At 53.8% G+C, this 12,910-nt stretch carries 9 protein-coding genes; 2 read left to right on the plus strand and 7 right to left on the minus strand.

From position 1 onward, the window contains the following. Window positions 1–22 precede the first annotated feature (22 nt). Together ftsZ and H6507_05360 are read left to right on the plus strand one after the other, a co-directional pair. The gene (gene ftsZ / locus H6507_05355) at window positions 23–1,234 is read left to right on the plus strand and encodes a cell division protein FtsZ (GenBank protein ID MCB9368514.1); all 1,212 of its coding nucleotides are present in this window, start codon (window positions 23–25) and stop codon (window positions 1,232–1,234) included. 121 nt (window positions 1,235–1,355) lie between these two features. Next, entirely contained in the window at window positions 1,356–2,405 is a 1,050-nt protein-coding gene (locus tag H6507_05360; protein MCB9368515.1) for a M42 family metallopeptidase, read from the plus strand. A gap of 66 nt (window positions 2,406–2,471) precedes the next feature. Here the strand turns inward: H6507_05360 and H6507_05365 are convergent, their stop codons facing one another. The 7 genes from H6507_05365 to pilM form a co-directional block, all read right to left on the minus strand. After that, complete coding sequence (locus tag H6507_05365; protein MCB9368516.1) at window positions 2,472–5,183, minus strand: S8 family peptidase; 2,712 nt, start codon at window positions 5,181–5,183, stop codon at window positions 2,472–2,474. Window positions 5,184–5,235: 52 nt separating this feature from the next. Continuing rightward, complete coding sequence (locus H6507_05370) at window positions 5,236–7,953, minus strand: S8 family peptidase (GenBank protein ID MCB9368517.1); 2,718 nt, start codon at window positions 7,951–7,953, stop codon at window positions 5,236–5,238. A 293-nt stretch (window positions 7,954–8,246) separates the two neighbouring features. Next, a complete protein-coding gene (locus tag H6507_05375) occupies window positions 8,247–9,476 on the minus strand; it encodes a hypothetical protein (protein ID MCB9368518.1) in 1,230 nt (409 codons plus the stop codon). A 45-nt stretch (window positions 9,477–9,521) separates the two neighbouring features. Beyond that, window positions 9,522–10,091 (minus strand): hypothetical protein, encoded by a 570-nt coding sequence (locus H6507_05380; protein MCB9368519.1) that lies wholly within the window; start codon window positions 10,089–10,091, stop codon window positions 9,522–9,524. Window position 10,092: 1 nt separating this feature from the next. Continuing rightward, window positions 10,093–10,728, minus strand: coding sequence for a type 4a pilus biogenesis protein PilO (pilO, locus tag H6507_05385; GenBank protein MCB9368520.1), 636 nt, complete (start codon window positions 10,726–10,728; stop codon window positions 10,093–10,095). An 11-nt stretch (window positions 10,729–10,739) separates the two neighbouring features. Next, window positions 10,740–11,141 (minus strand): hypothetical protein, encoded by a 402-nt coding sequence (locus tag H6507_05390; protein ID MCB9368521.1) that lies wholly within the window; start codon window positions 11,139–11,141, stop codon window positions 10,740–10,742. 30 nt (window positions 11,142–11,171) lie between these two features. Continuing rightward, on the minus strand, window positions 11,172–12,890 hold the full coding sequence (gene pilM / locus H6507_05395; GenBank protein MCB9368522.1) for a type IV pilus assembly protein PilM: 1,719 nt from the start codon (window positions 12,888–12,890) through the stop codon (window positions 11,172–11,174). Window positions 12,891–12,910: the final 20 nt, after the last annotated feature.

Genomic DNA, 12,910 nt, shown 5'->3' on the forward strand with positions numbered 1-12,910 from the left:
AAGGAGTACATCAATGGCAGCCATGCAATTCATGTTCGCGGACAATACTCTTGGCGCAAAGATGAAGGTCGTCGGCGTCGGAGGCGCCGGTGGCAACGCACTGAATTGGATGATCGAAACGGGTTTGAAGAGCGTTGACTTCATTGCCGTGAATACAGACGCGCAAGCGCTCGATACGAACTCGGCGCCCCGCAAGATTCAAATTGGAACGGACTCGACGCGCGGCCTTGGAGCAGGTGCAAATCCCGAGGTTGGACGTGAAGCCGTAGAAGAAAACCGCGAAGAGCTTAAGCAAGCTCTGTCCGGAGCCGACATGGTTTTTGTGACTGCGGGCATGGGCGGTGGAACGGGCACAGGCGCGGCTCCCGTAGTTGCTCAAATCGCCCGTGAGATCGGCGCACTGACCGTTGGAATCGTGACGAAGCCGTTTTCATTTGAAGGCAAGAAGCGAATGACGCACGCGCTTGAAGGCATCGAAAAATTGCGCGAGCAAGTCGACACGTTGATCGTGATTCCAAATCAACGGTTGATTTCGTTGGTTGACCGCAATACGTCCTTGGTCGATGCATTCAAACTTGCCGACAATGTGCTCTTGCACGCGACCCGTGGTATTTCCGACCTGATTACCGAACCGGGAATGGTGAACCTCGATTTCGCCGACGTGCGTACGGTGATGGCTGCCAAGGGCGACGCACTGATGGGCGTTGGCGTTGGCGTCGGAGAACATCGCGCGGTCGAAGCGGCGCAGCAGGCGATCTCGTCTCCCCTGCTCGAAGAAGTTTCCATTGACGGCGCCCGTTCCGTTCTCGTGAATATCACGGGCGGCAGCGACTTAACGCTCATGGACGTCGCAGATGCAACGACAGTGATTACGGAAGCCGCCGGTGAAGAGGCTGAGGTGATTTTTGGAGCCGTTATTGATTCGAACATCCAAGACGAAGTACGCGTCACTGTGATTGCGACGGGATTTAACCATGCGTCGACAAATCAAAAGCCGAATATTTACCGCGCACCGATGGTCACCCGCCAGCAGCAGACTGTCGTCGAAATCCCGACTCCCCTTCGCCGCGAGCCGGTGAAACAAGACCGCTTTGAAGAGTCTTTTCCCGTAAACGTTCAGCCTCTGACTCGCGAAGTCAACGGCCGTATTGAACCAATCGTTGTGGGCGACGACGGCGAAGGATCAATCGACGATTTCGAAGTGCCGACATTTTTGCGCCGCCAGATGGACTGAGCGGTCTGCCTCGATTACAAAAGGCTCCGGGTGACCGGAGCCTTTTTTTCTTGCGTCTGTGCGCTAATTTGACTATTTTCATGAAACGGTGTTAAATACACTAACCACTTTGAGGACTACAATGGATTTCAAACTCCTGAAAAAACTGTGCGAATGCCACGCCGTCTCTGGGCGTGAAGAGGGTATTCGTGCGCTGATCCGCTCTGAATTTGAGAAGCTCGGACTAACCGTCTCCGTCGACGCGATGGGAAATCTCACGGGCCTTAAAAAAGGAACTGGAAAGAAGAAAGTTATGCTTGCCGGGCACATGGACGAAATCGGATTTATCGTGTCCCATATCGAAAAAGAGGGATTTCTCCGTTTTCAGCCGTTGGGCGGCTTCGATCCGCGCACGCTGATGAGCCAACGCGTCTACGTGCACACCGACAAGAAGAGATTGCTTGGCGTAATGGGCACGCGTCCGGTTCACGTTTTGAAGGACGAAGAGAAAAAGAAGAGCCTCGAAGTCACGGACTACTTTATTGATTTGGGAATGTCGGCTAAGGAAGTCGAGAAGCTCGTCGAGATCGGCAATCCGATCACGATGGCGCGCGAGCTTGACGAAATTGGAGATTGCTTCACGGGCAAGTCTATTGACAACCGATTCGGCGTATGGCTGATGATCGAGGCGCTGAAACTTGTCAAGAAGAACTCGGTGAACATCTATGCCGTGTCGACGACGCAGGAAGAAGTCGGCATTCGCGGTGCAATTGCTGCGGCGCGCGACGTGATGCCTGACGTGGGAATCGCGTTGGACGTCACGATTGCCTCGGATATTCCGGGATCATCGGAGAAAGACTACGTGACTCGTGTCGGCGGAGGGGCGTGCATCAAGGTAATGGACGGATCGATGATCTCCAATCCAAAGATCGTGCGCGAACTGAAGGACATTGCCACCAAGAAGAAAATACCGTGGCAATACGAAATTCTTCCGCGCGGAGGCACGGATGGCGGCGGCATGCGGATGGTGTCCGGCAACACGGCCGTCGGCGCGATTTCGGTGGCGCTTCGCTACGTTCACTCAACTGTGGAAACCGTCAGCAAAGAAGACCTTGAGTCGTGCGTGAAACTGCTTGCCGCGTATTTGGAATCGACGTCAGGTACAGGCTACGAGTTGGACGATAAACTGTAATTCCCCAATTCTCAGTAAATGAAAAACCCCGCTGTGAAGCGGGGTTTTTCGATTTCAAGGGCCGACCTATTTCAACAATATGACTCTCTGTGTATTCATATGATGATCCACGGAGACACTCAACCAATAGGAACCGCTGGGCAAACTCTCACCGTTGATTTCAAGTGTGTGCACGCCGGCATTCACGTCGCGGTCTGCAATGACCTGCACCTGACGGCCCAACAAATCATGCAGTGTCGCGCGAACGTGGGAGCGATGTTGAAGTTCGACACTGACCGCAGCACTCGGATTAAACGGGTTGGGATATGCTGGCGAAATCTTGTAATTCGCAGGAATCACTTCAGGATCATCCTCGACACCGGACACAGCACCGAACCAGTCCAAAACACGGCGCACGACGACACGATGATGCTCCGTTCCAGCAGCTCCGCAAGCGGCCTCCAGTGCAAAGCCGAAGTACGCGGATTTGTACGTGCCGTTGTCGTAGCGTACCGCGCCGCCCAAACTATTGGACGCGTACGTATAGAAGACAACTCCGCCATCGACCGCATCCAGAACCGACGGGCTGATGTTTCCGTTGCCTCCGCAGCCGCCGCCTATCAAAATCAGGCTTGATCCATTCGAGACAACGTCGCCGCTGACTCCGTTGACTTGCGTGCCGCCGGACGCTCCTCCGCTTGCCGTGTGGAGGTAGTTTGAATAGAATGGGCTTCCCACGACGTCGGGATCTTCGTCAATACCTTGTCCGACCAACATCAGATTTCCTCCGTTGTTCATGAAGGTTTGAAGCAGGTCACGATCCGATTGAGTCAAAGTACTCGAATCCTCGTTTCCGCACGCCCAGATGACATGGTCATACTCCATCAAGTCCGTCGACGTCAGAGGCGCATCAAGCGTCGAGAACTCGTCGAAGTTGTAGCCGTCTGCGTTCAGTGCCGTGGCAAAAAAGTTAGCATAGTTAGTGCCGTTGTCGTCATCCACGACAAGTGTCGCAGCGCGCCCAACTCTGAGCGCCGCCGTGCGAGTCAGAAATGCTCCGTTTCCCAGATTGAAAACGACTTCCAGCGTCGACGTGTAGGCGAGCGGCACATTTGAACCGCAAGTGACCGTGGCTGACCCGTTCGTCAACTCAACGGATTGACCTCCCGAGAGATTGTCAATCGTATAGGTCGTACCATTCAGAGAAAGATTCGGGTCATCCGACGCAACGGTCACTCCAACGCCGACCGCGGGGAACCAACCGTCGAGATTGCTTACACGCAACGACAAAGTCCCGGTCTCATTGGCTTCCAGCCGCCCGTCACCGTCATTATCGCCGGATATGGCCGTCGCTTCGACGCTGAGATTGGGCAGCAAGCCCGAAATTGCTTTGGCAGCATTCACCCGGCCGAAACCGAGATAGGAAGGATTGATATCGGAATTCAGCTCGGTAAGATCGTCACAATTCTGCAAGACAATGTCGCGCAACTGCCCATTGTTCAAATCCGGGAAAACAGACCACACGAGCGCGAAGACTCCCGTCGCATTCGGACTTGCCATCGACGTGCCGTCGAGCGACGCGTAGCCGTTGTTTACGCTCAAGGAACGGATGTTGACGCCGGGCGCGTAGCATGACACGTGTGTTCCGCGGTTGGAAAAGTCAGCAACAACGTCATTGCAATCCGTTGCGCCAACGCATACGACGTTGCTGTACCCGCACGGATACTGAATCGTGGTTACTCCTTCATTGCCCGAGGCCGCGCAAAGCAAAGCACCGCTGGCCCACGCGGCCTGCACCGCGTTGTTGGTGACATTGCTGAACGTCGGTCCGCCATAAGACATGTTGATCAGATTTACACCGTGCGCGACGGCCCAATTGATACAAGCCGCCGCCGCCGAAGTCACGACCACACCTCCATCCGGAGTCAGATAGCCCGCCCGGCTGGCCATGATCGTCAGATTCCAACAAACGCCGGCAATCCCAATTTCGTTGTTGCCGACGGCGCCGATGATACCCAAGACATGCGATCCGTGGTTGTCGAGGCTGGTGGGATCATTGTCTTGCACGGAAACATCCTCTCCCTGCACTCCCCCGCTGCCGACGTCGACGAAATCCCAAGCAATGAAATCATCCGGCAGTCCATTGCCGTCGTCATCAACTGCATTCAGATCTTCAAGGTCCCCCGGGTAATCGTCGAACGAGTACGGTAATCCGTCGTGATTTAAGTCTTCACCCGGATTCACCCACAGATTGTCATATGCATCCGGATGAGGCCACCAGAATCCGATATCCACAGCGACAGCCAAGAGTTCGCGGCTGCCGTGGCTGTAGTCCCATGCGACCGGACAACCCATGACTTCCTTGTCACACTGTTGATTCCACATGATATCATTGGGCACGGTATCATAGGACTTCATCAGCATGTCAGGTTCTGCGTCCACGACTTCAGGCAGCGTCAGAAAGGCATCGAGCACCGTAAGCACGTCGAAGGATTCCGGGAACGACACGACGACCAAACGCTCAGCGTCCGGCGCAACCGGCATTTTCCGCAGCACTCCGTCCGGAGACACACGCTTAATAGACAAAACGTCGAAGCGCTCAAAGAGCGCATCGACGTTTGTATTTTTCAGACTCAATTTACCGTCAAGCCGGTCCATCGACTGGACTTCGCCAACCGATTCCGCAAAATTGACCAACAGTCTTCCGGGCAGCCATTGGGCACCCTCAGGATACTCACTTGCCGGGAAAGCCGCCAAAGGCAGCAGCAATGCGGCAAGGAACAGGAGTTTTCGTTTCACATTTTTCCCTTTCGGAATCAATAACTCCCCGGGAAAGCAAGAAAGTGAGAGTCTATTTCAGAAGTACCATTTTCGCAGTTTGCGCGAAGTTGGGACCGGAGAGCCGGGCAAAGTAAACTCCGCTCGCCAAGGCCGTGCCGTCGAAACGTGCCGCATGGACACCCGGCTGCACAACGTCATCGACGAGAGTTTCAACCAAGCGGCCCTGGACGTCAAATACGTTGAGCTGAACTTTGGCCGCAGCATTCAGTTCGTAGCGAATTTCGCTGGACGGGTTGAAAGGATTCGGATAGTTGCCCAGCAAGCGAATCGAACTCGGGAGCTCTGCCATGCCGTTTTCTTCGACGCCGGAGGTCGAAACGCCCCACCAGTCCAACGTGCGATCCAGCACAACCGAGAAGTGGTCTGTACCGGCCAAGCCGCACGCGGCCTCAAGCGAGAAAGCGCAGAACAGCATCTTGTAGGTTCCGTCGTACATGACGGCGCCAGTGCCGCCCACGGTCGTGTATTCGAACGCGGCTTCACCGCCGTTTACCGCCGTAATACGGTCGGGACCGACCGTGCCGTTGCCCGCGCAGCTTCCGCCCTGCAGAAGCAGGCTCAGGTCACCAAACAGCGTATTAGACTCAACGCCGCGAACCTGTCTGTCGCCGGGCAAATCGTCATCACTTGCGGAATGCAAGTAATCTCCAAAGAACGACTCGGACGAGATATTGTTGCGCACACCTTGACCGCTAAGCAACAATTTTCCGCCGCCATCCAAGTAGGCCGCGAGAACTTCTTGTTCAGCAATGTTCAGGGCGTTAGCAATTTGATTTCCGCACACCCAAAACACGCCTTGATATTCAGCGATATCGTGAGTCGAAATCGTACCGTCCAGTGAGTTCGTCCACAGATCAGGATTCACACTCAGATCGCCAAGGGCCTCGTAGAAATGTCTTTGATAGTCGTCGCCTCCGTCGTCGTCGATGACCAAAACGAGACCGCGGCCGACACGCATCGTATAGTCTACAATGCGGTGAAAACCTTCGTTGCTTGTAATCTCGGCCTGCAGCGTAAGCCAAAATGCTTCGGGTATTGAACTCGCTGAAATCGAAACCTCAATGTCCTCGGAAGTACCGGACATCAACGCCGGAATGGTATGCGATCCGTTTGAAATCGTCACTGCTGGATTGGAAGACGTCACGTTCAATTCGACGTTGGTTGCGTGCGACCATGCGGGGTCCGCCGTGATCGTCAAAGTCAACGTACCGGATTCACCGGATTCCAGTCGTCCGTCGCCGTCACCGTTAGAGTCGTTAAGATTGCTCTCCGTCACGCTCAAGTTTGGCATGATAAGCTGGGCGGCGCCGTCAATGCTGACGCGGCCATTGCCGAGCAGACCGGCATATCCCGGATTCAGCGCGTCAATGTTTTCGGCCGTCAAGAACATCAAGTCCCGAATCGAAGCATTGTCAAAATCAGGCAAGAGTGCCCACAACAGGGCCGCTGCACCCGCAGCGTTCGGCGAGGCCATCGAAGTGCCGTCCCACTGCTCGTAGCGGCCGTTAATCACCGTACTTGGAATACTCACGCCCGGCGCACAAATATCTGTCCACGTACCGTAATTCGAGAAGCTCGCGCGATGATCCGTGCTGTTCGTGGCGTTCACAGAGATAACATTGGTATAGCCCGCAGGATAGCGAACCCCGCTCGAATTTTCGTTTCCGCTGGCACCAAAGAGCAACAGGCCGGCATTCCACGCGGCGGTTGCGGCTTGCTGGGCAGTCGAAGACGGCACGGTTCCGCCGTATGACATATTGATAATTTTCGCGCCGTTGGCAATGGCGTAATACGTACCGGGAATGGTTGCCGACTGAGGCATATAGCCTTGGCCGTCGCTTGCCAGATACCCGCAACGCAGGGCCATCAGTTTGCCGACCCATGTGAAGCCGGACACTCCGATTTCATTGTTGCCGTTCGCCGCCATGATTCCGCCCACGTGCGTACCATGCGATTCCAGACCGAACATATCGTTGTCTTGCTGGCTGTCGCAGTCTTCTCCGTTTGCACAGCCGCCGATACTTTGAATAAAGTCCCACCCAAGGAAGTCGTCGATGTAGCCGTTGGCGTCGTCGTCGACCGCGTTGAGGTCTTCAATATCGCCGGGATAGTCATCAAACGACCAAGGCAGTTGGTCACCATTCAGGTCTTCGCCCGGATTCACCCAAAGAATGTCTTTCAAATCCGGATGTCGCCAATCGACACCGGTGTCCAAACCAGCACAGATAATATCCGGGTCTCCTGTGGTCAAATCCCAGACCGCAGGCGCGCCCATCAAAGTCTTGTCGTACTGAGTTGAAAATAGGGCGTCGTTGGGGGTCCTGTAGAGCCGCTGCAAGATATCGGGTTCCGCGATCGAGACGTAGTCCGTGCCCAGCATGGCCTCAAGGAACGTCACGACTGGATATTCGGGACGAAACGCAAGATAGTACGTTCTATACGCTTCCTGGCTTGCAGTCGGGACTTTGTTCAGAATCGCATCCGGCATCAGGCGCTTCATGGATGTACATTCAAACTCGGAAAACACGGCATCCACGGAAGGAATACCAACTTCTACAATGCCCGCCTCGTTGACTTGCGGGTTAATTCCCTCAGCGTTTTCTGCCATGACAATGATTGCACGGCCGGATAGGTAGTCAGCACCCATCCACTGGTCGGACGGACCTGCGATTGCAGCACCCAAGATCCCCAAGACTAAGGTAACGAACGAAATGCGTTTGAAAGTCATCCACAAACTCCATTTATGGGTCGAGCACAAAAACACCCTGACCGAGACCCATTCGGTTCGGGCGGACTATCAAGTCTTTTTCGATTAGCAAACTCTAAGCTAACCATAGCGTGCAAGAAAGTCAATGTTTTCATTGACTTTCAGCATATCGCGGGCCATGTTGAGTTCAGAAGCTAAACCTATATAAAACAAGTGGCAAGTTCTCAAAAGAGAACTTGCCACAATGCAAATCATGCGCTATTCAGTGCAAATCTGCTACCGTACCTCCTGTTGGCGCGGCGCCGATTCCGGAATCATCTGTTTGCCATATCCGCCGGAATAACTCGCGGAGTCACGAATACGAGGATTTCAGACTTGTCAGAAGTCTCAACTTCGTAGTCGAACAGCCTTCCAAACAGCGGGATGGCGTGCAGCAGCGGAACACGGCGGTTCAGCTTGCCTTCCTTTGAACGAATCACACCGCCGATCACCACGGTTTCACCGTCTTTTACGAGGAGCGTTGTTTTAACTTCGCTCGTCAAGATGATGATTCCACCGGCGACAGTTGCTTCACCGGAGAGATCCGCAACCTCGGGATTCAGAGTCATCAACACTTCGTTGTTCGGGTTGATGTGCGGAGTGACGTCCAATTTCACGGCCACGTCGTAGAACTCGGTGATGATATTGCCGGATTCATCCAGACGGTTGATCGGGATTCGTTTTCCGGAAGTTATCTGCGCGTCTTCGTTGTCATTGATCAAAACGGACGGCTGCGACAGGACTTCGGCGGAATTGTCTTCTTCAAGAGCGCTGAGCGTCGCATTCAGATCGATTCCGTTTTGGAGCTTGCCAAAAGTGAATGATCCCGTCGGATTGTTGATGCCAAGGTCTACGTTAGCCCCGGCGCGCGTGGTGGCAATCGGATTCTCCAGATTGCCGTACGACCAGTTGACACCGAGCTCTTGGCTGCGCGACGCGTCCACTTGCACGATTTTGGCTTCGACGAGGACTTGCGCCGTCGGTTGGTCAAGTTCGGTGACGATCATGTTCATCGACTCGATAACCGTCGGGATATCCGTGATGATCAACGTATTGGCGCGCTGGTCAGATTCAATTTTGCCGCGATCCGTAAGGAGTTTGGTCAAAGTCTTCTTGAGCGTTTCCGCGCGCGCATATTTGATCTTGTAGATATGTGTTCCGAGGGCTTCGAGTTGCGCCGCGTTCGCAATATCCTTATGGGTCGTGACCCGAATCACGCCTTTGTCTTCAACCGCGACGAAGTCGTTGATTTGGAGCACGTTGTCGAGCGCTTCGCGCCACGGCACATTATTGAGCAGGACGGTCACCGGTCCCGTAACTTCGGAACCCGCGACAATATTTGTACCCGAGAACTCGGCGATACTGCGCAGGACGGTTCGAATGTCCGCCTGCTCGACGTTCATCGAGATCCGGCGTTCGTAGCCGGTATCGTTGGGACCTACCGCCAACACCGGCGAGCAAACCAGTATCGACAAGAAGATGATAGCTATCCAATTCCGCTGCATGATTGCACCTTTCCGCTATTTAAAGCCGGAGCGGTCTCCGTTTGGTTATCCTTGAACTTTCAATGTAACGCGGGCGTAGTCGCCGAATTCCGTGACTTCAAACACGGCTTCGGTCTGACCGACATAAAGTACCTTCCCGCTGTATACGGCGTCTCCTTCGCGAAGGAAGAAGCTCTTGTTTTCTTTGTCTCGCACCATGGCCAGGTACTTTCCGTCGGACCACACGACGCCCGTTAGAACGGCGTCTTCGAGACGCAGAAGATCCGTCTTGATTTCGCCTTCCTTCTTTTCGTCGGCAACCAGTGCCCGGAACGGATCGCGGTAGTTTGTCGCCCGGTAGTAGACCGGTTCGTGACGTTTAAATACGGTGGTTTCGAGTTTGACGCGGCGTGTTCCGCCAAAGGCCTCCGTCTCCACCTCATCAGGAAGAACGTCCAAAGAATCCAATCCTTCGGTCATCGTCGACAGCACTTCGCCTTCTCGATTCAGAATATCCACCTGCGGGACGTCAGGCTCTCGCGGCGCGAGTTTCTTGCGCTTGACCGGATCTTCGTTTTCGGCGTTTGCGAGAGTGAAGATTAGCAATATCGGCAGCAGCCAAAAGAGCTTTTTCATATTATGAATCCTCCTTGGGCTTGCGACGCTTGCCTTTGGTATCGTCTTCCTTCGGTGTCACTTCAACTGGCGAACCAAGTTCCTTGAACACGTAGATCGTCGCCAAGAACTCCGCTTCTACGGTGTTCTGGCTGCGGCCTTTGTTCGGACGGTAAGCGGACAGCTTCAGGTTCTTAACGTTGACGATTCTTTCGAGTCCGGCGATTGACGAAATGAACTTGCCCAAGTCGTGGTATCTCGACAACGTGCGAATTTGAATCGGGTATTCCCAGTAGTACGGCTGCTCTACCGGATCCATCGGGCGGAACAGAAGGAAATTGACGTCCCTTCTGCTTCCTTCCTCAGAGATACTCTTGAGCAACGCATCCATTTCCTGGCGTGTTGGAAGCAATTGAATCGCGATGTCCCAGCTTTCCATCAAGCGCGCGTAATCTTCTTGCACGGACTGATAGTGAGCCGCGACACGTTTACCTTTCGCCAAAGTCGCCTGTTCTTCCGAGATGTATTTCTCAAGTCTTCCGACTTTGTCTTGCCTCGGAATGTAGACGAAATTTGCGTAAGCGTAAACTCCGCCGAACAGCAAGAACAAGGCGATTAGAGCCTTTTGTGTGCCGGGGCTGCGTAAGTTTAGTGACATGAGGCCCTCTCTCAGTTCAAATAGGTCGGCGGCATCGTAAATGACGATCCGGGCGACAGAGTTATGCCGCCGGTGGTATAGACCAACTGATCGTCATAAAAATATTGAATCAGAAAATCGGCCACGTAGTAGTATCGATCGGTTTCGACGTTTTGTCCGAGATACATGTACCCTTCGAAATAACCGTTTTCGTCGGTTTCGAACCAACGATCCGGTCCCAAGTACGGATTTTCAGAGTTAACGTCGCTCTCCAAAATAATTCGCACTCCCCGAACGCCTTGCGGGTCCGAATGGGACATGTAAACGTACCCTGAAACTTTCGCGGAGCTGGGATTGTCGTCGATGCCTTCGTCACACGAGACAACCAGCCCTGCCGCGATAATTAGTAGGCTCATCCAAATTGCGTTCCGCATGGAACCTCCTGCAGCATCTATTTTCATTTGTTATTTGCTTGCTTCGCGCTTGGCTTCATCCAGCGCCTTGTTGTTTTCCTTGATCGCTTCAGCGCCCTTCTTCAGCATGTTCTTCTTTTTGTGCTGAATCTGCTGCATCTCAATAGTTGGAACGGTTACCTGCAAAGTGAAATCCGTAACTTCGGTGTCAGCAATCTTGTTGATTTGTGTCACCAACAGATCCACGGCCTTGACGTTTTCTTCTTTCAACAAAGCAGTCATGAATTCCGCAACCTTGGTGTTTGAACTGGTAATACCGGAAACAAGAATTCCCGGGCCGCTCGGAGTGGGCGCCTCTTTGACTTCGGTGAGCCAAGTCAGCGACGGCACTCTGCGGGCAAGCATTTCAAGCACTTCGACGCGCGCAAATCTGTTTTTGTCCAATTCGCGAATGACATCGATACGCTCGGAGACATCCGCTCTTTTGAGAGTAAGGTCTTCAACAATTGAAATTTTGTCGCGATACAAATCCGTTTCAGCTCGGATAGCTTCGAGCCGGGCTTCGAGACCACTCAACTTATTTTGTTGGCCGAGGTGCAGAATCGTCATACCCAAGAGAACCGCCGAAACGGCCATAATCGGGAGAATCGCTTTTGCTCCAAGGTAATTTGCTCGCTTCGCTTCCGGCCGTTCGTCGCGGAAAACGAGGTTAAATCCCGGATGATCTCCGCCCATCGCGCGCAGTGCAAGACCGACCGCGCACGAATATCCTGCCGCGTCGCCGCCCTCGGGCAGCGTAACGTCTTTTGCGGGCGTTCCCATTCTCCGGAACGGGTAAACTACTTCAACATCCAATCCGAATCTCTGACGGAGCGCAGGCTGAAGCAAAGGCAATTCGGCGCCGCCGCCGCACAGAAGGATTTTTCCAATCGGTTTTTCGGAAAGCACGCCGAAATATTCAGGGAAGCTGCGCTCAATCTGCTCGGCGAGATTGTCGCTTACTGATCGCGCGACCGCGTCAAACGCGTCTTGATCTTCATCAGTGTGCGCACTCTTCGCGAGCATTGCAAGCGCTTTGTCAAAGCCAAGTCCACAGCGGCGGATCAATCCTTCGACGTACGCTTTTCCTCCGATGGGAATACTGCGACTCGTTTCGAACTGCGACAGTTCGTACAACATCACTTCCGTGCTTTGGAAGCCCAGATGCAGTACGCCGATGACGCCCTCTTCATCAAGATATCCGGCTTCAGTGAGCGCGGCTTGTACGGCAAAGGGCGCGGCTTCGAGCGTCTTTGGTTTCATCCCGGCCCAATACATCGGTTCGATGCAATCGAAGACGACTTCGTTCTTCGCGGCGACCAGCAACACTTCCATGCGGCCGCCATCAACGTCCTGATGGAGGCGGGCGTAGTCCAACGACACCTGATCGATGTTAAACGGAAGATTCGCGTCAGCTTCATACTCAATGGCGCCGCGCAATTCATCGTCTGACATGTCATCGGTCGTGATCTTCTTGATCATGAGTTGACGGCCACCGACCGAAACGGCTACGTCTTTGCCCTTCAGTCCGTTGTCCTTCGCGACTTGCTGAAGAATGTCACGGACAGCACCGCCGTCCATCAGCGTACCATCCACGATCGCGTCTTGTGGAAGATCAACACAAACGAGTTTTTCGACGGCAACGCCTTCGCCGACATTTTTAAGCATCGCCACCTTGACTCGTTTGCTTCCGACGTCTATTCCGATGCCAAACTTGCTTCTCTTTGCCATAGCTTGCCCTTGTAAGTCAG

This window comes from Calditrichota bacterium (assembly GCA_020637445.1).
Classification (GTDB): Bacteria; Electryoneota; RPQS01; order RPQS01; family RPQS01; genus JABWCQ01.